23 protein-coding genes are annotated in these 22,392 nt (G+C 70.2%); 9 read left to right on the top strand and 14 right to left on the bottom strand.

Annotated features, from left to right (window positions below):
* Positions 1-11: 11 nt before the first annotated feature.
* Genes nadC through VGN50_RS02850 form a run of 5 tightly spaced genes read right to left on the bottom strand, consistent with a single transcriptional unit; the run spans position 12 to position 4,989 of the window.
* Positions 12-959 carry a carboxylating nicotinate-nucleotide diphosphorylase gene (nadC, locus tag VGN50_RS02870; RefSeq protein ID WP_327443126.1) on the bottom strand — a complete coding sequence of 316 codons (948 nt, stop codon included), beginning with the start codon at positions 957-959 and terminating at the stop codon, positions 12-14.
* A complete protein-coding gene (locus tag VGN50_RS02865) occupies positions 956-2,641 on the bottom strand; it encodes an L-aspartate oxidase (RefSeq protein WP_327443125.1) in 1,686 nt (561 codons plus the stop codon). Before VGN50_RS02865 ends, nadC begins: the two co-directional genes overlap by 4 nt.
* Positions 2,634-3,059 carry an aspartate 1-decarboxylase gene (gene panD, locus VGN50_RS02860; RefSeq protein ID WP_327443124.1) on the bottom strand — a complete coding sequence of 142 codons (426 nt, stop codon included), beginning with the start codon at positions 3,057-3,059 and terminating at the stop codon, positions 2,634-2,636. The genes VGN50_RS02865 and panD overlap by 8 nt, the downstream gene beginning before the upstream one ends.
* Before the next feature lie 14 nt (positions 3,060-3,073).
* On the bottom strand, positions 3,074-4,018 hold the full coding sequence (gene panC / locus VGN50_RS02855; protein WP_414694539.1) for a pantoate--beta-alanine ligase: 945 nt from the start codon (positions 4,016-4,018) through the stop codon (positions 3,074-3,076).
* 14 nt (positions 4,019-4,032) lie between these two features.
* Positions 4,033-4,989, bottom strand: a complete 957-nt coding sequence (locus VGN50_RS02850; RefSeq protein ID WP_327443123.1) for a Rossmann-like and DUF2520 domain-containing protein — start codon at positions 4,987-4,989, stop codon at positions 4,033-4,035.
* A 23-nt stretch (positions 4,990-5,012) separates the two neighbouring features.
* Here VGN50_RS02850 and VGN50_RS02845 point away from each other — a divergent pair, with 23 nt between their 5' ends.
* Positions 5,013-5,954 (top strand): SAM-dependent methyltransferase, encoded by a 942-nt coding sequence (locus VGN50_RS02845; RefSeq protein WP_327443122.1) that lies wholly within the window; start codon positions 5,013-5,015, stop codon positions 5,952-5,954.
* On the opposite strand, the gene VGN50_RS02840 is transcribed toward VGN50_RS02845, so the two are convergent.
* The gene (locus VGN50_RS02840) at positions 5,938-7,140 is read right to left on the bottom strand and encodes a cytochrome P450 (protein WP_327443121.1); all 1,203 of its coding nucleotides are present in this window, start codon (positions 7,138-7,140) and stop codon (positions 5,938-5,940) included. The genes VGN50_RS02845 and VGN50_RS02840 overlap by 17 nt on opposite strands.
* A 93-nt stretch (positions 7,141-7,233) precedes the next feature.
* On the opposite strand from VGN50_RS02840, the gene VGN50_RS02835 reads away from it, so the two are divergent.
* The 6 genes from VGN50_RS02835 (at position 7,234) to VGN50_RS02810 (ending at position 11,946) form a co-directional block, all read left to right on the top strand.
* Positions 7,234-7,800 (top strand): hypothetical protein, encoded by a 567-nt coding sequence (locus VGN50_RS02835; RefSeq protein WP_327443120.1) that lies wholly within the window; start codon positions 7,234-7,236, stop codon positions 7,798-7,800.
* Between the two features lie 195 nt (positions 7,801-7,995).
* Positions 7,996-8,712: a hypothetical protein gene (locus VGN50_RS02830; RefSeq protein WP_327443119.1), complete on the top strand. Its 717-nt coding sequence runs from the start codon at positions 7,996-7,998 to the stop codon at positions 8,710-8,712.
* On the top strand, positions 8,709-9,848 hold the full coding sequence (gene wecB, locus VGN50_RS02825; RefSeq protein ID WP_327443118.1) for a non-hydrolyzing UDP-N-acetylglucosamine 2-epimerase: 1,140 nt from the start codon (positions 8,709-8,711) through the stop codon (positions 9,846-9,848). The genes VGN50_RS02830 and wecB overlap by 4 nt, the downstream gene beginning before the upstream one ends.
* Positions 9,849-9,852: 4 nt before the next feature.
* Positions 9,853-10,068 (top strand): hypothetical protein, encoded by a 216-nt coding sequence (locus VGN50_RS02820; protein ID WP_327443117.1) that lies wholly within the window; start codon positions 9,853-9,855, stop codon positions 10,066-10,068.
* A complete protein-coding gene (locus VGN50_RS02815) occupies positions 10,065-11,420 on the top strand; it encodes a glycosyltransferase family 2 protein (protein ID WP_327443116.1) in 1,356 nt (451 codons plus the stop codon). Before VGN50_RS02820 ends, VGN50_RS02815 begins: the two co-directional genes overlap by 4 nt.
* Before the next feature lies 1 nt (position 11,421).
* Positions 11,422-11,946: an exosortase/archaeosortase family protein gene (locus tag VGN50_RS02810; protein ID WP_327443115.1), complete on the top strand. Its 525-nt coding sequence runs from the start codon at positions 11,422-11,424 to the stop codon at positions 11,944-11,946.
* Here VGN50_RS02810 and VGN50_RS02805 read toward each other — a convergent pair.
* Positions 11,943-12,230 (bottom strand): hypothetical protein, encoded by a 288-nt coding sequence (locus VGN50_RS02805; RefSeq protein WP_327443114.1) that lies wholly within the window; start codon positions 12,228-12,230, stop codon positions 11,943-11,945. The genes VGN50_RS02810 and VGN50_RS02805 overlap by 4 nt on opposite strands.
* 979 nt (positions 12,231-13,209) lie before the next feature.
* On the opposite strand from VGN50_RS02805, the gene VGN50_RS02800 reads away from it, so the two are divergent.
* Complete coding sequence (locus VGN50_RS02800; protein ID WP_327443113.1) at positions 13,210-13,839, top strand: sigma-70 family RNA polymerase sigma factor; 630 nt, start codon at positions 13,210-13,212, stop codon at positions 13,837-13,839.
* Positions 13,840-13,874: 35 nt separating this feature from the next.
* Entirely contained in the window at positions 13,875-15,044 is a 1,170-nt protein-coding gene (locus tag VGN50_RS02795; RefSeq protein ID WP_327443112.1) for an NADH-quinone oxidoreductase subunit D, read from the top strand.
* Between the two features lie 33 nt (positions 15,045-15,077).
* Here the strand turns inward: VGN50_RS02795 and VGN50_RS02790 are convergent, their stop codons facing one another.
* From VGN50_RS02790 to hpt, 7 genes are all read right to left on the bottom strand, one after another.
* Positions 15,078-15,545 carry a DUF3180 domain-containing protein gene (locus VGN50_RS02790; protein WP_327443111.1) on the bottom strand — a complete coding sequence of 156 codons (468 nt, stop codon included), beginning with the start codon at positions 15,543-15,545 and terminating at the stop codon, positions 15,078-15,080.
* A complete protein-coding gene (gene folK, locus VGN50_RS02785; RefSeq protein WP_327443110.1) occupies positions 15,539-16,423 on the bottom strand; it encodes a 2-amino-4-hydroxy-6-hydroxymethyldihydropteridine diphosphokinase in 885 nt (294 codons plus the stop codon). The genes VGN50_RS02790 and folK overlap by 7 nt, the downstream gene beginning before the upstream one ends.
* Positions 16,420-17,217, bottom strand: coding sequence for a dihydropteroate synthase (folP, locus tag VGN50_RS02780; RefSeq protein WP_327443184.1), 798 nt, complete (start codon positions 17,215-17,217; stop codon positions 16,420-16,422). The genes folK and folP overlap by 4 nt, the downstream gene beginning before the upstream one ends.
* A gap of 44 nt (positions 17,218-17,261) precedes the next feature.
* Positions 17,262-18,986: a phosphatidylglycerol lysyltransferase domain-containing protein gene (locus VGN50_RS02775; RefSeq protein ID WP_327443109.1), complete on the bottom strand. Its 1,725-nt coding sequence runs from the start codon at positions 18,984-18,986 to the stop codon at positions 17,262-17,264.
* Positions 18,983-19,576, bottom strand: coding sequence for a GTP cyclohydrolase I FolE (folE, locus tag VGN50_RS02770; RefSeq protein WP_327443108.1), 594 nt, complete (start codon positions 19,574-19,576; stop codon positions 18,983-18,985). Before folE ends, VGN50_RS02775 begins: the two co-directional genes overlap by 4 nt.
* Entirely contained in the window at positions 19,566-21,665 is a 2,100-nt protein-coding gene (ftsH, locus tag VGN50_RS02765; protein ID WP_327443107.1) for an ATP-dependent zinc metalloprotease FtsH, read from the bottom strand. Before ftsH ends, folE begins: the two co-directional genes overlap by 11 nt.
* A 173-nt stretch (positions 21,666-21,838) precedes the next feature.
* Positions 21,839-22,375 carry a hypoxanthine phosphoribosyltransferase gene (gene hpt / locus VGN50_RS02760; RefSeq protein WP_414694537.1) on the bottom strand — a complete coding sequence of 179 codons (537 nt, stop codon included), beginning with the start codon at positions 22,373-22,375 and terminating at the stop codon, positions 21,839-21,841.
* Positions 22,376-22,392 lie beyond the last annotated feature (17 nt).

Here is a 22,392-nt window from a genome sequence, read left to right as displayed (position 1 = left end):
GCCAAGGGTACCTATCGCTGTTGAGCCGTCGTTGAGCCCACCGCGCCGACGTCCTGGCCGACCGCAGGTGCCGGCGTCGCCTCCTCCACGAGGTCGAGCGCCAGGTCGAGGATCGGTGATGAGTGGGTCAGGCCCCCGACACTGAGGTAGTCCACGCCGGTCAGCGCATAGTCGCGGGCGACCTCCAGGGTCAGCCCACCGGTCGCCTCGAGCTCGACGTCCTCCCCGGTGGAGCGCACGGCCTCGACGGTTGTCCGAAGGAGCTCGACGGACATGTTGTCGCAGAGCAGGAACCGGGCGCCGACGGCCACGGCCTCCAGTGCCTCGGGCGTGGTGGTGACCTCCACCTGCACGGGCACCTCGGGAAAGGCGCGGCGCACCGCGGCATACGCGGCACTGAGCGAGCCTGCGGCGAGCTTGTGGTTGTCCTTGATCATCGCGACGTCATAGAGGCCCATCCGCTTGTTGGTGCCTCCCCCGGCCCTGACGGCGTACTTCTCCAGGGCGCGCAGCCCGGGGGTGGTCTTGCGCGTGTCGAGCACCACCGCTCCGGTGCCCTCGAGGCGTGCCGCCCATTCGCGAGTGTGCGTCGCGATGCCGGACAGCCGGCAGACGAGGTTGAGCATCGTGCGCTCGCCGACCAGCGTGACCTGGGTGCTGCCCTCGAGGGTCGCGACGATGTCGCCCCGTCTGACCGCGTCGCCCTCCTGACGCACCGCGGCGATGGTGAGCGGCGGCGCCCCCAGCCGCTTGGCCACCTCGTCGAAGACCACGGCGACCAGAGGTAGGCCGGCGACGACACCATCGGCGCGCGCCACGACCTCGGCCTGGCTGCGTTGGTGGGCGGGGATGGTCGCGGCCGTCGTGACATCGACGCCCCGAGGGCCGCCGAGGTCCTCATCGAGGGCCGTCTCGACGACGTCGGCCGCCGCATCGACGGGGAAGTTCAGGTCGGTCATGAAAGGTCCTGTTCGGGGACGGGCTCGAATCGGCTGGAGAGGCGGCCGTCGGCGTCACGGCGCAGGACGGTGTGTCCGCGCCAGGCCGGGTCGTCGACGGCCGGGTGGTCGGCGCGCACGTGACCCCCTCTCGTCTCCGTGCGCAGCGTGGCGGCCAGCGTCAGCACCTGGCCGACGTGCAGCAGGTTGGTGGTCTCCCACGACAACGGGCCCGGCTCGCCGGCAGGGCCGCTGTCGTAGAGCGCGCCGAGCGCGGCTGCGGTGGCCGCGAGCGACTGTGCCGACCGCACGGCTCCGGCCCCTGCGGTCATCGCGGACTGGACGGCGGTGCGCTGGTCGGCGTTGACGAGGGCCGGGATCCCTTGCGTCGCAACGGGTTCCGCCTGCGGGAGCTCGCCTGCACTGAGGCGCTCGCTGATGTCGTCCGCGATGCGATGTGCGAACACCAGCCCCTCCAGGAGCGAGTTGGAGGCGAGCCTGTTGGCGCCGTGCACGCCGGTGCAGGACACCTCGCCGCAGGCATACAGCCCCGGCAGGCTGGAGCGTCCGTGCAGGTCCGTGCGTATCCCGCCGCTGGCATAGTGCTGCGCCGGTGCCACCGGCAGCAGGTCGGTCGCCGGGTCGAACCCCAGCTCGCGGCAGCGGGCGACGATCGAGGGGAACCGCGACTCCAGGAACTCCCGGCCCAGGTGCCTGGCGTCGAGGTGGACGTGGTCGGTCCCGGTCTCGCTCATCCGGTTCACGATGGCGCGCGAGACGACGTCGCGAGGAGCCAGGTCGGCCAGCGGGTGGACGTCCTTCATGAACGCTACGCCGTCACAGTCCACGAGGAACGCCCCCTCGCCACGGACCGCCTCGGAGATGAGGGGCTGCTGGCCGCTGGAGCCGACACCGAGCCACAGCACGGTGGGGTGGAACTGCACGAACTCGACATCGGCGACCTCAGCGCCTGCACGCAGCGCCGCGGCCAGCCCGTCGCCAGTGGCTACGCTCGGGTTGGTGGTCGCCGAGTAGACCTGCCCCAGACCACCGGTGGCCAGCACGACGGCTCTGGCCAGGGCCGCGCCGACGCGGTCGACCTGGCCCTCACCGATGACGTGGAGGGTGACCCCGCAGACTCGGGCACCGGCGTCCCGGAGCAGGTCCACGACCAGGGCATGCTCGATGACCTCGATCCCCGGGTCGTCCTTGACACGATGCAGTGCGGCGATCAGCGCGCGGGAGATCTCCTTGCCGGTGGCATCGCCGCCGGCATGGGCGATGCGGTCCTTCAGGTGCCCACCCTCACGGGTCAGCTTCAGCTCGCCGAACTCGTCGAGGTCGAACTCGGCGCCGAGCGCGACCAGCTCTCGGACACGCTCGGGTCCCTCGTGGACCAGAGCGGTCACGGCGTCGACGTCGCAGATGCCGCAGCCGGCCACGAGCGTGTCGTGCAGGTGCTCCTGGGGCGAGTCGCCGGGGTCGAGAGCCGCCGCGATGCCGCCCTGGGCCCATCGGGTCGAGCCCTCGCTCAGCACCGTCTTGGTCACCAGCAGGACGCGGTCGACGCGCTGGCGCAGTCGCAGGGCGGTGGTCAGTCCGGCGATGCCCGAGCCCACGACGATAGCGTCGGCAACGGTCGTCCAGCCAGGTTCGGGCGCCACGAGACGCGCCGGCAGCGAAAGCCCAGGCACCTCAGTCATGGTGGCGGTGGGTCACCGCAGACGTGCTCAGCCCATAGCCGTCCGGCACGTCGCCCACGTCATGGCCCACCTCGACGATCTTGTTGTGCTTGTCGACGAACACGACCTGCGGCTCGAAGGTGCGCGCCTCGGTGTCGTCCATCGCGGCATACGCGATGATGATGACGGTGTCGCCGGGCGAGATCAGACGCGCCGCGGCGCCGTTGACGCACAGGATGCCCGAGCCGCGCTCGCCCTCGATCGCGTAGGTCGTGAGCCGGTTGCCGTTGTCCACGTCGACGACGTCCACCTGCTCGCCGGGCAGCAGGCCGGCGGCATCCATGAGGTCACGGTCGATCGTCAGCGACCCGACGTAGTGCAGATCCGCCTGCGTCACCGTCGCCCGGTGGATCTTGGCGTAGAGCATGAAACGCTGCATGACGGTCCTCGGGGCTACTGGTCGAGGGCTGCCGAGGGGACGTCGGAGAAGACCTCCAGCGCGCCCCCGCCAGGGCCGACGTTGATGGGCAGGTTGTCGATGAGGCGCGTCGTGCCGACGCGGCCCGCGACGGCGAGCAGGGCCTCGCCGCGGTACCACTCGGGCACATCCTCGAGCGTGGAGGGGTGGACCAGCACGAGGTAGTCGACGAGCACCAGCGGCTCGCGCACGAGGACCGCACGGGCCGCGCGCCGCACCGCCGAGGGGCCCTCGGCCGCCGCGGCGGCACCGGCCTGCAGGGCGCGCGACAACGACAGGGCGACCTCGCGGTCGGACTCGGTGAGGTAGGTGTTCCGGCTGCTCATCGCCAGACCGTCCGGCTCACGCACGGTGGGCACGGACACGACCTCGACAGGGAAGTCGAGGTCACGAACCATGCGGCGGATGAGGAGGAGCTGCTGGGCGTCCTTCTGGCCGTAGTAGGCCGAGTCGGCGCGGGTGAGGTGCATGAGCTTGGCGACGACGGTGAGCATGCCGTCGAAGTGGCCGGGGCGGGCCTGGCCCTCGAGGACGTTGCCCAGCGGGCCCGCCGAGATCCGGACGCCCGGGTCGCCGTCCTGGTAGATGACGTCGGGGGTGGGGGCGAACACGAGGTCGACGCCCGCGTTACGGCAGATCTCCATGTCGGAGTCGAAGGTGCGCGGGTAACGGGAGAGGTCCTCGCGGGGGCCGAACTGCAGCGGGTTGAGGAAGATCGTGACGACGACGTGTGCAGCGCGCTGGCGAGCGGTGCGGATCAGGGTGGCGTGCCCGTCGTGCAGCGCACCCATCGTCATGACGACCGCAACGTCCCCATCGGCGAGCAGGCTGCGGGCCGCCTTCAGCTCGTCACGGGTGCGGGCCACGACGGGTCCGGGCTGGGGAGGTTCGGCGGGCCGGCTTGCCACGGGGGCGGACACGGCGGTCTGTTCGCTCACTCAGCGCTCCTGGGCGTCGGGTCGTGCGGGTCGGTCGCGAGGATATCCAGCAGAGGTGCCGCCATCTGGGGCCGCAGGCGACCACTGGCCAGAGCGCGTTCGGCGGTGGCGCGGGCCAGGGCGACGTAGGTGGGTCGTACGTCAGGCGTCAACGTCTGCAGCTGTCGAAGATGCTCAGCCACGGTACCCGCATCGCCACGGGCCACCGGTCCGGTGAGAGCGGCGTCACCCGATCGAAGCGCGTTGTCCAAGGCCGCCGCCACGAGGGGGCCGAGGACTCGCGCGGGCGACTCCACGCCCGCCGCGGCCAGCGCCTGGAGCGACTGCGCCACCAGCGTGACCAGGTGGTTCGCTCCATGGGAGAGGGCCGCGTGATAGAGCGGTCGCGCCTCCTCCTCGACCCAGACCGGCTCGCCGCCCATCTCCAGGACCAGGGCCTCGGCCACGGGTCGCAGCGGCTCCGGAGCGGTGACGCCGAAGCAGCAGTCGAGCAGCCGGTCCAGGTCGATGGCGGTCCCGGTGAAGGTCATGGCCGGGTGGAGGGCCAGCCCGAGGATGTGCTGGTCCGCCGCTGAGCCGTAGACCTCGAGACCGTGTCGGCCCGAGGTGTGGGCGACGAGCTGACCCGCGCGCCAGGTGCGAGTCACGGCAAGCCCGGCGACCAGGTCGGCGAGGGCGTCGTCCGGAACGGTCAGGAGGACCAGCTCCGCCCGGGCCACAACCTCCTGGACGGCCAGGACGGGTATGCCGGGGAGCAGCTGCTCGGCGCGCGTTCGGGATGCGTCGCTGACGCCGGACACTCCGACGAGCCGGTGGCCCGCCCGCTGCAGGGCTGCTCCGAGCACGGCGCCCACCCGGCCGGCGCCGACGACGCCGACGTCCAGGCGCGCCGGACGCTCGTCGCTGGGGGTCACCTCGTGAACGTTACCGCTGCCCACGCTGGCGGTGAGCACGCGGCGTCCGTACCGTCTGGGCCGTGGAAGCCGTCGCATGGGAGCAGGCCTGGCATGAGGCCCTGTATGGCCCGCATGGCTTCTACCGGTCGCAGGAGGGTCCGGTCGGGCATTTCGCCACGGCCACCCACGGCCCGACCGGGGTCCTGCTGGCCGAGGCGCTCGTGCGCCTGGCTGAGCAGCACGGCCTCACGCACGTCGTGGACGTCGGCGCGGGGCGAGGCGAGCTGTTGACCCTTCTGCACGAGGCGAACCCGTCGTTGCGCCTGACCGGAGTCGATGTCGTCGGCCGCCCATCCGACCTGCCGGATCAGGTCGAGTGGCTGGTGTCGCCAGGTGGCGCGGACCTGCCGGACGGCCTTGACCGCCTCACGTCGGCGCTCGTGGTGGCGCACGAGTGGCTCGACGTCGTCCCCTGCCCGGTCGCCGAGGTCGATGCACAGGGGGTGCTGCGGCTGCGGTGGGTCGACCGGGCCGGGGCAGAGAGCTGGGGGGCGCCCCTGACCGCCGACGCACTCGCGTGGTCCAAGGCTCACTGGCCCGCGGGCGACCCGGGACAGCGCGTCGAGGTAGGCCTGACGCGGGATCTCGCGTGGGCCGGGCTTCTGCGCCGCATCGACAGTGGCCTCGCGGTGGCCGTCGACTACGGCCACCGGCGGGGCGAGCGGCCTGCGGACGGCACGCTCACGGCATACCGGTCGGGCCGGCAGGTGGAACCGGTGCCGGACGGCACGTGCGACCTGACCGCCCACGTGGCGATGGACAGCCTCGATCACACCCAGCTGCTCGACCAGCGGACCGTGCTGCGCGGTCTCGGGGTCAACGGTGCTCCCCCGCCGCATGACCTGGCTCGTAGCGACCCGGCCGGCTACCTGCGCGCCCTGGAGCGGGCGGGGGCCGCAGCTGCCCTCACCGCACCCGGCGGGTTCGGAGACTTCCTGTGGGCCTTCAGGAGCGTGGGCTGACGACGAGCCGCTCGAAGCCACGCAGGACGAAGGTCGGCCGGCGCACGGCGTCGACCACGTCGAGCTGCGGGAAGCGGCCGAGCAGGGTCCGCAGAGAGATCTCCAGCTCGAGGCGGGCGAGCGGCGCCCCGATGCAGAAGTGGATGCCGGCGCCGAATGCCAGGTGTGGGTTCGGCTCCCGTGTGGGGTCGAACCGGTCCGGGTCGGCGAACACCGCGGGGTCGCGGTTGGCGGCCCCGAGCAGCGCAGCGACGGTGTCGCCCGGCTCGAGCACGACCCCGGCCACCTCGGCGCGCTCCTTGGCGGTCCGCTCGAACAGGTGCAAAGGGGAGTCGTGACGCAGGAACTCCTCGACGAGCCGCGCAACTGCTTCGGGGTCCGCGACGTCCACAGCGGTTCTGTCCGGCGCAGTCAGCCAGGAGTGCAGGCCGTTGCCGAACCCGTTGACGCTCGCCTCGTGACCGGCGTTGAGGAGCAGGACGGCGGTGGCGACGAGCTCCTGCGTCGACAGCCGGTCCGAGCCGTCCCGGGCCTGGACGAGATCGGTCAGGAGGTCCTCGCCCGGTGAGTCCGCGCGGTGTCCCGCCAGCTGCTCCACGTATGCCGCGAACTCACCAGCGGCGCTTCGCGCCGCCTCCTCGTCGGCCGCCGTGCGGTCGACCTCGTACATGCGGACGATCGCCTGTGACCACGGGCGCAGATGGTGACGGTCGGCCTCCGGGACGCCGAGCAGCTCGGCGATGACGAGCACAGGCAAGGGCTCGGCATAGGCCTCGATGACGTCGAATCCGTCGGGCGGCAGCTGGGCCGCCAGCCCACCGGCCAGCTCCTCGATGCGCGGGGCGAGCCGCTGCACGTGCCCGCGCCCGAACGCGCCCGACACGAGCCTGCGCAGGCGGGTGTGCTTCGGCGGCTCGGAGTCCAGGATCGCGTCGGCGTGCAGCCAGTTGAAGACGTCCCACTCGGGAGCGGGAGTCCTTGGCCGGAAGATGCGACCGAGGCGGCGATCGCGCAGGACGGCGCCTGCCTCCGCGTGGCCGGTGGCCACCCAGACCCCCAGGCCCGAGTGCCAGGCCATCGGGGCGGTGGCACGCAGGGCCGCCAGTCGCGGGTACGGGTCGGCGATCGTCGCCGGATCGGCGAGGTCCAGCAGGTCTGCGGCGTCAGGGCCTGGACGGGCGGTCACAGGGGAAGCGTGCCGCAGCGGCCCTCGTTTTGTCAGGTCGCCAGGGACGGGCAGACTTGGCTGTTGCTGTCCATCGAAAGGACGTCAGTCCCCATGAAGTACCAGCACCGCACTGCACTGCTCGCCCTCGCCGCGGGCGGCTCCCTGGCCACGGTGGCCGGGTGCGGCGGCTCAGCGACGCCACCTGGCTCCGCGGTCACCGTGACGGTGACGCCCACGGTGACCGCGAAGGGTGGAGGCCCCACCACCTCCGCCTCCCCGAGCGCTCCTGGGAGCGACGACGTCGGACGGAAGTTCGACTACGGCGCCGTGGTGAGCGCCAGGGCCGTCGGCGGGGTCACCGTTCTCATACTCGACCGCTACACCTGGAAGGGCCTGGACGACGCCAAGCTCGCGCAGCAGGGCCTGCCCGTGAAGCCGTTCAAGGGGAAGGTGCCCTACGAGAACCTCAACACCACGCTGACCTACCGGCTCCCGGTCGCCGACGGGGCCCGGATCCTGTACCACCACTGCGTCGCACCCGACCAGCCGTTGCAGACCAAGTCGGTCGCCCCGGCTGACCTTGCCGGCCTCCACGCCCCCGAGAACACCGTGCTGGTGACGCTCGATGCTCAGGGAAGCGTCACCGCGGCGGAGAACATCCCCGCCTGTCCGGGCTGACGGAGCTCCACGGCAGGTGCGTCCCCTCCGAAGTGGTGGGAAATCGACCTCGTGAGTCGAAGGGCGGTCGATTTCCCACGGGCCGACGCCGGGGCCGCCGAAAGTCGGGGGCCCCCGGCGTCACGATGCGGACTGTTGAGCGTCTTATCCCTGAGCTCCTAGGTGGGGGCCTAGGGAACGTGGAAGGCGCAGTTCATGCTTCGTGGTACAGCCCGTCGGGTCACACTGTCCGTTGTCGCCGTGTTCGGCGCCTTGGCACTGTCGGCGGCTGCGCCGGCGTTCGCCGCGAACCTGGCATTCGTCGGCACGAACCAGCCGACGGTCGTCAGCGCCGCACAGGGGTCGACGACCACCTTGGACTGGACGATCAAGAACACCGGTGCTCCCGGCCTGTATGGGTCGACCGTTGGGCCGCTGACCAACGGAACGGTCACCTTCAACGCCCCAACGGGCACCATCTTTCCCGCACAGGCGACGGTTCCGACCTCCTACAGCTCCAACGGCACCACCTTCGGTGCGAACGCGGCACGGCTCGACGGCTGCATGGTCGGTAGCGGCGGGACCACGCTGACCTGCACCTGGGAGGCCACCACCTCCACGGGAGGTCCCTACGGCTGGCCCAGCGGTGGCTACTTCCGATTCGCCCCTACCGTCCTGGTGAGTCCGACCGCGACGCCGGGGACGTACTCCGCCGCCACGGACGCCACCACGCCGTACAACACCGCGCCCGGGACGGTCGAGGGCCAGCAGGACATCACCTACGGAACGTTGGACATCACCATCACCCCGGTGGTGGCTGTGCCGGTCATCGACCTTCGGGTCGCCTTCGCCCTTCTACCCATCGGCGCGATCGCGCTGCTGGGCGTTCGGCGGGCTGGCCGGCGAGCTGGCCGGCGGGCTCAGCTTTCATGACTTCGCTGCCTCGTGGCAGCGTCGCCGTGGTCCTGGGGACGAGGCCCGAGATCGTCAAGCTCGCTCCAGTGATCAGACGACTGGGCGATGCGGCCTTCGTCGTCCACACCGGCCAACATTTCGACGCTGACATGTCTGAGGCCTTTCTCAGCGAGTACGGCCTACAGGAGCCTGACCTGCGGCTTGCCGCGGGAGGGTATGCACGCGCGGAGCAGCTTTCGCGCATGCTCCACGGCCTGGATGTGCTGCTTGCCGGCGGCGACTTCGTCGCGGTGGTAGTCCAGGGCGACACCAACTCGACGCTGGCAGGGGCATTGGCAGCAAACGCCCGAGGTGTGCCCGTCGTGCATGTCGAGGCCGGCTTGCGCAGCTACGACCGGGCCATGCCCGAAGAGCACAACAGGGTCCTGACCGACCATCTCGCGGACGTGCTCTGCGCAGCCACGCCAGGCAACGTGACGAACCTTCGCGCCGAGGGGGTTCCGGTCGACCGCATCCGGCTGACCGGGAACACGGTCGTCGAATCGGTACTGAGTCAGCTCCCCGCACGGTCTGCCCGGCTTCGGCTGCTGGCCGCGCGCGGGCTGACGCCCGACGGCTATGTCCTGGCCACAATCCATCGGCCCGAGAACACCGACTCGGCCGTTGCGCTCCGCGCGATCCTGAGCGAGCTGGCGGCTCTGCAGCTTCCCGTCGTGGTGCCGATGCACCCGCGGACCGCCGCGGCGGCGAGGCGGGCGGGCCTCACGACGTTGCTCGACCGGCTCTACGTCGAGAAGCCGCTGGGGTCTTCTGTCTTCTTGGCTCTGGCCGCCCATGCCGCGGTTCTCGTGTCCGACTCTGGCGGGGTACAAGAAGAGTGCACCGTGCTGAAGAGGCCGCTCGTGGTCGTGCGTCAGTCGACGGAACGTCCGGAGGCGATGACGGACTTCGCAGTGCTCGCCTCTCCCGGGCCGGAGATCGGCCGGACCGTCGAGACCTTCCTTGACGGGCACACCGCACGGATCACGCGTCTGCAGCAGCTACCAAGTCCTTTCGGAGACGACTCCGCCGCGGATCGAGTCGTCGACTCGATCCGCCACCTGGCGAGGCGGAACTCGCCCAACCATGCGATGACACTGCAACTCCAGGGATAGCACCATGTACCGCTCCTTCACCTCACTTCCGGGCGCTGGTGCCGTGGCAGGCGCTGCTGCGCTCGGTGCTGCCAACGGCAGCAGCGCAGCCAACGGCGGCGTTCTCGCGTACACCGGGGCAGCCGCCCTGCCACTGTTGGCCGCACTCGGAGCGCTCTGCGTTGTGGTGGGGGGAGCGCTCATGTATCTCACGTATCTGCGCGCTAAGCCGCTGCCGTGATCGGCGCGATTCTGCAGGCACTGTCGCTGTTCTCGATGGTCCTGTTCCTCGGGTACGTCGCCACCATCGTGGTGCCGTACGTTCGCCACCCGTCCGATGAGCCCGGTGACGCCTCGTCATTCGAGTGGCACATCTTCATCCCCGCGCGCGACGAGGAGGTCGTCATCGCGGGCACCGTGACGCGGTTGCTGCGCGACTTCCCGGCGACACACGTGTGGGTCGTCGACGACGCAAGCGAGGACCGGACCGCGCAGGTGGTGCTGGAGCTGGCCCGGGACCCGCGCGCCCACCTCGTCCAGCGCCATCTTCCGAATGCGCGCACCGGTAAAGGGGATGCACTCAACGCCGCCTACGACGCACTGCTGGACTGGTTGCCGACGGACCACAACCCTGAACGTGTCATCGTGGGTGTCGTCGATGCCGATGGGTCACTGGCGACTGACGTGCTCGACCTGGTTGCCGGCGCCAGAGTGTTCGGCGACCAGAAGGTGGGAGCAGCTCAGATCTCGGTGCGCATGTCGAACCGTCTCGGCCGAGCTGAGGGCGCGGCGCGCTCAGTCCTGGGAGCGCGCTTTGCCGGCTTCCTCGTCCGGATGCAGGACCTCGAGTTCGTGGGAACGATCTCCGCGATGCAGATGTTGCGCGAGAAGACCGGATCCGTGGGGCTGGGCGGCAACGGACAGTTCACTCGGCTGTCGGTCCTCAACACCTTGGCGGCGCACCACGACGCACCGTGGCACGGCGCACTGCTGGAGGACTACGAGCTGGGGCTGCACATCCTGCTCGCGGGATACCAGAACCGTTTCGTCTTCGGCGCCGAGGTCGAGCAGGAGGCCGTTGAGAGCGTCCGACGACTGGTCGCTCAGCGTGCCCGCTGGGCCCAAGGAGCCATGCAATGCTCGCGCAAGTACCTGACTCCGATCCTTCAGTCGCGCCATCTGAGTGCAGCGGGAGCCCTGGAAGCCGCGTACTTCCTCGTCGCCCCCTGGTTGCAGCTTTTCGGGGTTCTCTACTGGCCGAGCCTGTATGCCGTGTTCGCGGTGAAGGCATGGGGCTTCCCAGGCGGGCCCCTAGCTTTCGCCCAGGCCTTCTGGCCGTTGGCGGTGGTCACTCTCATGACCGGCGTTCTGCCCTTCGTGGTGTGGGGACCGTTGTATCGCCGCGTCGTCGACCCGAAGATGGGCCTGGTCCGGTCACTGCTCCTTGGCCTGGGGTATTCCGCCTACCTGGCCTACAGCTACCCCACGACCTTGCGCGCGTTCGGCCGGACGCTCGCGGGTCGCACCGGATGGGCCAAGACCCGACGCAACGCAGAGCCGTTCGCGGCCGGCTCTATCGCGATCGAGGCCTGACATGGCAGCTTCTCGCGCCGGTTCGCGTCTCCGGCTCCTGCCCGGCGCGCTTCTCGTCTCCTGTGGCGCGTTGCTCATCGTCGAGAACGATGGATTCCGCAGTCTCGAAGCGCGATGTGCGCGACCTATGGTCGCCCTGGCGACGGGCGGCATGTCCGGTGCCTCACGTGACGTCGTCTTCTTCGGCCTCGGCACCGACCACTCGGCAGGGCTGCGCATCACCTCCGGCTGCACCACAGCATGCCTGCTGGTGCCCTTTCTGCTCGTCATGGCCACCATCGTCGCCAAGAGCACGATTCCGGTCATCCGCGTCCTCGTCGTGACAGCTGCCGGAGCACTGATGCTGCTGGCCGTCAACATCCTTCGGCTGACCGTCATCGCCTGGGCCACCTCGGTGTGGGGGCTGGATCATGGCTTCGAGATCAGCCACGTCCTCATCGGATCGATCCTGGCACTCACCGGATTCGCCGCGACGCTCGTCATCTCGGTCCGACTCCTCGCCCGCGGAGGCAACGCGGCTCGCTAGCGTCCCTCGGCCTCGAGACCCAGTGCCGGGTACAGGGCCGCGATGTGGAAGGTCAGAGGGTGGCGGCAGTCCGCCTCCCGCTCGATCTGTTGCTCCACGTCCGCTGCCACAAGGGCCTCCATCGCCGTCGGGTAGGGCCCGGAGAAGGAGTCCATACAGCCGCGGGCGTCCCGCGCGTACACGATGTGGGGCAGCTCCATCTCGGCCCGAGTCATCTCGACCACGAAGGCGCTGAGCCGGCTGTGCAGAGGATCTGGATCCGCGTCATCTCCCGGGATCTGCATGCCAACTCCTTCCGGTCCTGAACGGTTCGGGCACATCGTGAATGACGGCGCCTCGAGGAAATCGTGACGATCCGAAGCACCTCCCTAGGCCACTCAGGCGCCCCGCGGAGGGCCGCATCATCAATCGCGCGGTCAGGGCTCACTAGGGCGTGATCAACAGGGCTGCCGCGCGCTATCGAGCCGCCGTACATACCCTCCCCCTCGTCAAGAGACTCATGCCTGCCGACGGCTCCCTCGTCGGACTGGTCGCCGCTGTCGCGGCGCACCGCAGCCGCCCCATCGACCTCCTGCCCGCCCAACTGGGTGCCCGGTCGTCGTCAGGCTGCTGGGTCGCCGGAACCAACCACGACTACATCGTGTACGCCGCGTCGGCAGCTCCGGAACAGCGTGACCTCGTCGTCTGCCACGAGCTCGCCCACATGCTCCTGGGACACCCCGGGCTCTCACCGATCGAGGCACTGGGCGAGGGCGGCATCGTTCCAGCTCGCACACAGCTGGTGACGAGGCATCCTTACGGCGTCAGCCCAGAGGCCGAGGCGAGGCGGCTTGCTGAACGCATGCTCGCCCTGGCCACGGTGCGGCGCACGAGCGGGGGCACGCCGCGCGCAGGCGCCAGACCTCGCCGGAGAGGAGAACATCGTCGGGCTGGTCGAGGGCCTCGCTGAGGTGCTCAGCGCGCCGAGGGTCGGCCCGTCGTCACGTGCGGGTTGCGCGCTCGTCTCTTCCAGTGGCCGGCCCAGGCAGGGGTGCGGGCCGGCTGGTTGGGCGGCAGCTGCTTTGCCATCCCTTGGCGGTGGCTGCCGCCCAGCGACACGCGTGGGCGACCCGCGGACTTGCTCGTTGAGGAGGCTCAGCCTGCGGCAGCCGGTGACGCACGGAGGTCCATCGCGGCATACTGGAAATGGTGGGGTGCCCGGGTGGCTGCAGGGTCATGGGAAGGGCTCTGTACTTGGCTGAGCGTTCAGGTGAAGGCGCAACGATGCGGGCACAGGCAGTGCCGGGCCTGGTCGCGGCGGCACGCGCCGGCGATCGAGACGCGTTCGCGCAGCTCTACGAGGGCCACCTCGCCGCGGTGCAGCGCTACGCACGGCGGCTGGCATCCCACGACCAGGCAGCCGACGACCTCGTCGCAGAGTCCTTCACCCGCACCTGGGAGCAGCTGCGCGCCGGCGGTGGCCCGGAGACCGCGTTCATGGGCTACGTGCGCGCCACGGTGCTGCACCTGCACCTGAGACAGCTGAAGGACGACCCCCGTTACTTCTGGGTCGCCGACATCGAGACCGCAGCCATGGCCAACCCCGACCTCGCCGCCAACATCGTGGCCGACTCCCCCGAGCACCTGGTGCTTGAGCAGCTCCTCAACGACCAGATGAAGCGCGCCCTGGCCGCACTCCCCCTCCGCTGGTCTCAGATCCTGGTCATGGTCTACATCGAGAACCACCCCTACAGCCGGGTCGCGGAACAGCTCGGCGTCAGTGTCGACGCCGCCCGGCAGCTGGCGCTCCGTGCCCGGGCACGCATGCGCACGACCCTCGCCGCCCTCGCGGCCGAGAACCAGGCAGCCGCCTCGACGCTTCACGCGCCGCAGGGGCGCCGCACCCACGCCTGAACGTCCGAAAAGCGGCGATGCGGCAGACTTGCGCCATGACGACCCCGACCCAGCGCGAGCTGACCGTGGGACTGGGCGCCGGTGGCCTCGCCACGGCCGACATGGTGCTCAACATCGGCCCTCAGCACCCGGCCACCCACGGCGTCCTTCGCCTGCGGATCGTGGTCGACGGGGAACGGATCGTGTCGGCCGAGCCGATCGTGGGCTACATGCACCGCGGCGCCGAGAAGCTCTTCGAGGTGCGCGACTACCGCCAGATCATCGTCCTCGCCAACAGGCACGACTGGCTCTCGGCGTTCTCGAGCGAGCTCGGCGTGGTCCTGGGCGTCGAGCAGATGCTCGGCATGGAGGTCCCCGAGCGAGCGGTCTGGGCGCGCACCCTGCTCGCCGAGCTCAACCGCGTGCTCAACCACCTGATGTTCCTCGGCTCCTATCCGCTGGAGCTGGGCGCCATCACCCCGATCTTCTACGCGTTCCGCGAGCGTGAAGAGCTCCAGGCGGTGATGGAGGAGGCCTCAGGCGGCCGGATGCACTACATGTTCAACCGCGTCGGGGGGCTCAAGGAGGACCTGCCCGCCGGTTGGCTCGACCGCGTCGCGTATGCCGTGACAGCGGTTCGTCGTCGGCTGCCGGATCTCGAGTCGCTCATCGTCGGCAACGAGATCCTCGAGGCGCGGACCCGAGGGGTGGGCGTTCTGGACCCGGAGATCATCGCCGCCTACGGCGTCTCCGGCCCGATCGCCAGAGCCGCGGGGGTCGACCTGGACCTACGTCGTGACGAGCCGTACCTGGCCTACGGCGAGCTGTTCGCCGAGGGCGGGCCGGGTCGGGTCGTCACCCGGACCGCGGGCGACTGCCTGGCCAGGCTCGAGGTGCTGCTGGAGCAGACGCAGGTGTCGCTCGACCTGGCGGAGGCCTGCCTGGAACGGCTGCGGTCACTCCCCAGAGGCCCGGTGAACATCAAGCTCCCCAAGGTGCTCAAGGTCCCCGAGGGGGACCTCTACACCGCCACCGAGAACCCCCTCGGCTTCAACGGCTACTACCTCGTCTCGCGCGGTGACAAGACGCCATGGCGGCTCAAGCTGCGCTCGGCGTCGTTCAACAACATCTCGGTCCTCGGAGAGGTGCTGCCGGGGCACCTGATCGCCGACATGGTCGCCATCCTCGGCTCGATGTTCTTCGTCGTCGGCGACATCGACAAGTAGCCAGCCCCCGCCGGGACAGGGAGACCCCTGAGGTCAGCCGCGCTCGTCGTGAGGCGGGTCGACGCGGCACATCCGCTGCGTCAGCATGCCCGCCGCCATGAGCACCGCCGCGCTCAGACCCACCGCCACGAGCTCCCCCAGGACGCTGCGGTAGCCCGGGAGCGTGAGGTCGGCGACCGCCAGTGCCGCCTGCGCGGCATACCAGCCCAGGAGGCCCGCTCCGGTGAGCGCTGCTGCCTGGGCGAGCACGAGCGTGCGCGCCGCCCGGACGGGGTTGAGCGACTTGCGTGCCTCGCCGCGCAGGAAGCGCCGCACGGGCAGCCCGGCAGCGATGACCAGGGCCGCCATCGCGAGGAGCAGCACACTCGACAGCCACGAGACCTGACCCAGCAGGTGGCCGCGGTCGAGATAGAGGCGCCACCCGAGCCAGGACAACAGACCGACGACCAGGACGATCCCGGCCAGCTGCGCCCAGCGCAGTCCTCGACCGTCGTTCACCATGGCCCCTCCAGGAGGTCGACCTCAGGGCCCTGACGCACGCCCGAGGTGTCGAGGTCGCGCACGAGGTCGGCCACCCGTCGCACCTCGCCGTCGACGCGCAGCGCCGCCTCGGGATCCGCCTGAAGCCACGGCACGAGGACGAACGCACGCTCGTGCGCCCGCGGATGAGGCAAGGTCAGGGTCGCCGTCTGCATGCGCACATCGGTGTCGAACACCGGGTCGCCATACTGGACCAGGTCGAGGTCGAGGGTGCGTGGCCCCCAGTGGACCTCGCGGGTGCGGCCATGAGCACGTTCGACCTCATGCAGGCCGGCGAGGAGCGAGGAAGGAGCGAGGTGTGTGGTCGCGGTGACCACGGCGTTGAGGTATGCCGGCTGGTCCGGACCGCCGACGGGATCGGTCTCGACGACGGCTGAGACGTCCACGATGTCGACCCAGGCATAAAGGCTGATGACGGCGTCGTGCAGGGTCTCGAGGGACTCGCCGATGTTGGAGCCCATGGCGATGACGACTGGCGTCTGACGCTCACGCGTCACCTTGACCTGCACGTCGGTGAACGGGTGGCCCACGGGTGCCTGCGGCTTGTGCACCGTCACCTCGACGGCCTCCACGAGGGGGCGGGCGAGGACCCGGTCGGCGATGCGCGCCGCGAGCGCCTCGATGAGGTCGAGCGACTCTCCCTCGATGAGCGCGACGACGTCGGCGGCCACCTCGGCGTAGTTCACGGTGTCGTTCAGGTCGTCGCTGGCGCCGGCGGGCGCGAGGTCGACCTCCATCACGACGTCGACGACAAAGGTCTGCCCGTCGCGCTTCTCGGACGGCAGGACGCCGTGGTAGCCGCGGGCCGACACGCCCTGGAGCACGATCCGGTCGGTCATGGCGCCTCCTCGATCGCTCGTCCCACCCGCATGGCGTCCAGGGTCGAGGGCACATGGTGCACCCGGACGCCCCAGACGCCGGCCTGTGCCGCGTACAGCGAGGTCGCGGCGGTGGCCACGTCGCGCTCGAGCGGAGGACGCGAAGGATCACCCTCGGCGATGCCGATCCGGCCGAGGAAGGCCTTGCGGGACGTGCCGACCAGCAGGGGGAAGCCGAGGTCGAGCAGGCGGTCGAGGTGACGCAGCAGCGACCAGTTGTGGGTGGCCAGCTTGGCGAAGCCGAAACCCGGGTCGAGCACCAGCCTCTCGGCCGCGATGCCTTCACCGAGAAGCGCGTCGGCCCGGCGCGAGAGCTCGGCCCGCACGTCGCCGACGACCTCGTCGTAGTGCGCGTGCGACTGCATGTGGTCACTGTGGCCGCGCCAGTGCATCGCGATGAATGGCACGGAGGCCCGGGCGACCATGCGGGCCATGGCAGGGTCGGCCAAGCCACCGCTGACGTCGTTCACCACCGCCGCACCCGCCTCGAGTGCGGCCGCGGCGACCTCGGCGCGCATGGTGTCGATGCTGACCAACGCACCCGCCGCGGAGAGCTCGCGCACGACCGGCAGCACTCTGCCCAGCTCCTCCGCCACCGACGGCCGATCCGCGCCCGGCCTCGTCGACTCGCCTCCCACGTCGAGGATGTCGGCGCCCTGAGCCCACAGCTCCAACCCGTGGGCCACCGCCGCGGACGGCTCGAACCACGCACCGCCGTCGCTGAACGAGTCAGGGGTCACGTTGACCACGCCCATCACGACCGGAAGCCCGTCGCCCCGCACGAGCGGCCACTGCGACGTCACCGGGCACCCCCGAGGCGACCCAGCTTGGGCCAGGTCAGGAACGCCTCTGCCTCGAGGGCGGCCAGGCCGACCCGCGGCAGGTCGGACCCGGTCGGGTAGACGAGGAACCGCGGCTGCCAGTGGGGCTGGAACTTGGCGTTGAAGCGGTAGAGGCTCTCGATCTGGAGCCACCGGGAGGCGATGAGCAGCAAGCGTCGCCAGATCCGCAGGATCGGGCCGGCGCCCAGCTTCTCCCCACGCTCAAGCGCGGACCGGAAGGCCGCGAAGTTCAGCGACACCCGGCTCACCCCGAGCGACGGGGCGGCTTTGAGCGCCTCGACGATCATCAGCTCGTTGACCCCGGGCTGGGCGGTCGAGTCGCGGCGCATCACGTCGAGCGACATGCCGTCCCGCCCCCACGGGACGAACTGCAGGAACGCGCGGACCACGCCGTCCTGGCGCGCGGCGACGAACACGCAGTCCGGGTCGCAGTCGTCCAGCAGCCGGCCGAGGGCCATGGAGAACCCGCGCTCGGTGTCCGTGGAACGCCACGCTGCGGCATCGCGCATGGCCCGGGCCCGCACTCCGGCGGGGACATCACGCACGCGCGTGACCTCCACGGCATACCCGGTCCGGGCGATGCGACCCACCATCTGACGCACGTTGCGCATGGGTCGTCCCTCGAGGGTGAAGGTCGAGGTGTCGACCACGGCCTCGTCGCCCAGCTCGAGCGCCGCGAAACCCGTCTCGCGCACCCACACCGTGCCGGCAGCCTCGGAACACCCGAGCACCGCCGGCGTCCAGGCGTGGGCGACCGCCTCCTCGACGAACGCCTTGATCGCGCCCGGCCAGGCCTCGGGGTCGCCGATGGGGTCACCGCTGGCCAGCATGACGCCGGACACCACGCGGTAGGCGATCGCGGCCTTGCCGGTGGCCGACCAGACCACCGACTTGTCACGCCGGGTGTTGAAGTACGCGAGGGAGTCGGCGTGGCGGCTCAGGAGCTCGCGCAGCCGTGCTGCCTCCTCGTCGGTCAGCTCGGGCCGCGGCTCCGGGGGTCGCAGTGCGAGGTATGCCGTCGTGAGGGCGGTCATGAGACCGAGCCCGAGCAGGACCGCGCCGACGATGTCGTTGGACCGGTCGCGCGAGAACTGCAGGGGCCCGCTGACGCCCACCAGGCCGAGGCCGATCTCCTCGGCGATCGCGCGAAGGTGCGGCCAGCCTCCGACGATGAAGCGACGGTTGAGCCAGACCGTCAGGAACCCGAGGAGCACCGACACGGACAGGAGCACCGCACCGACCCAGACCGCCCCCCACCGCGTCGAGGGGTCACCGAGCGCGCGAAACTCCTTGTGGTACATCAGCAGCAGGACCAGGCCGACCACGGAGGCGAGGCCGGACGCGGGCTCGAACTTGACGACGTGCAGGACCACCGAGAACGCCAGCAGGACGGTGGCGGCGCGCCAGGCCCGGATCTTGCGCCGCTTGAGTGAGTGGCCCAGCACGACGAGCAGGATGCCGGAGACGACCGTGGCCGCCGTCGCTGCTGCCGAGACGGCACCGGGCAGCACGTCGAACAGGCCGTTGAGCCGGTGCCGCAGGCTGTGCAGCAGCGCCGTGGCCAGGTCGAGGAAGCCCACGAGGTAGGTGAAGTTGCCGACCAGCCGTGGCACGCGGTTGGCCGCGAGGATGGCCGGCAGGGCTCTGCCCGCAGCTGCTCGGGTGGCGGGCTCCTGGGTCACCGCTTGCCGCCCAGCAGCAGTGACATCGCCTCCGCCCGGGTAGCCGGGTTGCGCAGCTGGCCCCGGACGGCTGAGGTGATGGTGCGGGAACCGGGTTTGCGGATGCCGCGCATGGACATGCACAGATGCTCGCACTCGACGACGACGATGACTCCCTGGGCTGCTAGGTGGGTGGTCAGGGCGTCGGCGACCTGGGTGGTCAGCCGCTCCTGCACCTGGGGCCGGCGCGCGTACATCTCCACGAGGCGGGCCAGCTTGGACAGACCGGTGACGCGACCGTCCTTGCCGGGGATGTAGCCGACGTGGGCCACCCCGTGGAAGGGGACGAGATGGTGCTCGCACATGGAGTACACCTCGATGTCGCGCACCAGGATCATCTCCTCGTGCTCGATCTGGAAGGTCTTCGAGAGCACCTCACCGGCGTCCAGCGCCAGGCCGGCGAAGAACTCGCCGTAGGCCCGGGCGACCCGCGCCGGAGTCTCGACCAGACCCTCGCGGTCGGGGTCCTCACCGATCGCGAGCAGCAGCTCGCGCACAGCGGCCTCGGCTCGCGGCTGGTCGACCACGTGCCGCCGGCGCTCAGTGCTCACGAGGATCGACCTGGCCGCCCTCCGGGACCTCGATGACCTGAGTCGGCGGGTGCTCCTCGTCGACCTGCGGCACGGCGCCCTCCTCGGCGGCCTTGTCGATCGCCTGGGCGGTGTGCCGGTCGCTTCCGGCGGCCTCGAGCCCGTTCAGCGAGCCGTTCTGGGCGGCCTTCTCGGCCGGGGTGAGCACGGGCGGCTGGTCGGACAGGAGCCGGGCCTCGCTGGACAGCCAGGTGGGGCGCAGCGGGCGCTTGCGCACCGGCTCGAAGATGGCTGCGAGCTCCTTGGCGTTGAGCGTCTCGTGCTCGAGCAGGTCCAGGACGAGGCCGTCGAGGATCTCACGGTTGTCGTTGATGACGTGCCACGCCTCGTCGTGAGCGTTGTCGATGAGGGCGCGCACCTCCTTGTCCACGACGCTGGCGACCTCTTCGGAGTAGTCACGCTGGTGGCCCATGTCGCGACCGAGGAAGACCTCGCCCTGCGACTGGCCCAGCTTGATGGCACCGACCCGCTCGCTCATGCCGTACTCGGTGACCATCTTGCGGGCCATCGCGGTGGCCTTCTCGATGTCGTTCGCGGCGCCCGTGGTGGGGTCGTGGAAGACGACCTCCTCGGCGACGCGACCGCCCAGCGCGTAGGCGAGCTGGTCGAGGATCTCGTTGCGCGTGGTGGAGTACTTGTCATCGGTCGGCATGACCATGGTGTAACCGAGCGCGCGGCCGCGCGGGAGGATCGTCACCTTGGTGACGGGGTCCGTGTGGTTCATCGCCGCGGCGACCAGGGCGTGGCCACCCTCGTGGTAGGCCGTGATCTTGCGCTCCTTGGCGGACATGATGCGCGTCCGTTTCTGTGGGCCCGCGATCACGCGGTCGATGGCCTCGTCAAGGGCCTGGTCGTCGATGAGCAGCTTGTCGCTGCGGGCCGTCAGCAGAGCGGCCTCGTTGAGGACGTTGGCAAGGTCGGCGCCGGTGAAGCCGGGCGTCCGACGGGCGACAGCCAGGAGGTCGACGCCGGTCGCCATCGGCTTGCCCTGGGCGTGCACCTCGAGGATGCGGTGGCGGCCGATCATGTCGGGAGCCTCGACCGCGATCTGGCGGTCGAAGCGGCCGGGGCGCAGCAGGGCCGGGTCGAGGATGTCGGGACGGTTGGTGGCGGCGATGAGGATGACGTTGGTCTTGACGTCGAAGCCGTCCATCTCGACGAGCAGCTGGTTGAGGGTCTGCTCACGCTCGTCGTGACCGCCACCCAGGCCCGCACCACGGTGCCGACCCACGGCGTCGATCTCGTCGACGAAGACGATGGCAGGGGCGTTGGCCTTGGCCTGCTCGAAGAGGTCACGGACGCGGGAGGCGCCCACGCCGACGAACATCTCGACGAAGTCGGAGCCCGAGATCGAGTAGAACGGCACCCCGGCCTCACCGGCCACGGCGCGCGCCAGCAGCGTCTTGCCGGTGCCGGGCGGCCCGTACAGCAGGACGCCCTTGGGGATCTTGGCGCCGACCGCCAGGAACTTGGCCGGCTCGGCCAGGAACTCCTTGATCTCGTGGAGCTCCTCGACCGCCTCGTCAGCGCCCGCGACGTCGGCGAAGGTCACCTTGGGGGTGTCCTTGGTGGCGAGCTTGGCCCGGGACTTGCCGAACTGCATGACACGGGAGCCGCCGCCCTGCATCTGGTTCATGAGGAACCAGAACAGGCCCAGCAGGATGATGACGGGCAGGATCGAGCCCAGCAGGGCCAGGAACGGGTTGGTGTCCTTGACGACCTGGTCCATGCCGCCGGGGGGCACGTTGTCCTCGAGCAGCTTGATGAAGCTGGGGCCGCCCGCGTCGACGAACTGGGTGCGCACCTTGGTCGCGCCCTTGATGGACTTGCCGTCGGAGTAGCTCTCGCCCTTCTTCAGGTCGAGGTCCACCACGACGTTGTCGGTCACGACCACCCGGGCGACCTTGTGCTCGGCGATCAGCTTCTGGGCGGCGGAGGTGTCGATCCGCGTGTAGCCGCCCGTGTCGCTCAGCGAGAACACCATGAGGGTGATCGCGACGACCGCGACGACCCAGAACAGGGGGGCCCGAAGGATGCGCTTGAAATCCATGTGTGTAGCGGGGCTGGGCGCCCCGTGCCTCCTGCTCGATCAGCTTCCGCGCCGCTGCCCGGCCTGGGCGCGGCGATGCCACGACGGTACTACGGCGGTGGTGGCGCCGTTCGTGCTGGACAACGACCTGGGCGGCCGCAGTGTTCCGGTCGGGTCGCGGGCGCGGCGGGACGTCAGGCGTAGACGTGGGTGGCGAGTGTGCCGACGACCCGCAGGTTGCGGTATTTCTCGGCGTAGTCCAGGCCGTAGCCCACGACGAACTCGTTGGGGATGTCGAAGCCGACCCACTTGACGTCGATATGGACCTTGGCCGCGTCAGGCTTGCGCAGCAGGGTGCAGATCTCGACGGAGGCGGGGTTACGCGACTCGAGGTTGGACTTGATCCACGACAGCGTCAGCCCGGAGTCGACGATGTCCTCGACGATCAGGACGTGCTTGCCAGTGATGTCCGTGTCGAGGTCCTTGAGGATCCGCACGACGCCGGAGGACTTGGTGCCCGACCCGTAGGACGAGACGGCCATCCAGTCGACCGGGGCGGTGCCGGGCAGGGCACGCGACAGGTCCGCCATGACCATGACCGCCCCCTTGAGCACGCCCACCAGCAGCAGGTCCTGGCCGTCGTACTGCGCCCAGATCTCCGAGGCCAGCTCCTCGAGGCGGTGGTGGATCTCCTCCTCGGTGATGAGGACCTTCTCCAGATCGGCTCCCATATGGGCAGCGTCCACGG

This window comes from Pedococcus sp. (assembly GCF_036000045.1).
GTDB lineage: Bacteria > Actinomycetota > Actinomycetes > Actinomycetales > Dermatophilaceae > Pedococcus.
The sequence above is the reverse complement of the archived record's forward strand: the minus strand, read 5'-3'. Positions and strand labels throughout refer to the sequence as shown.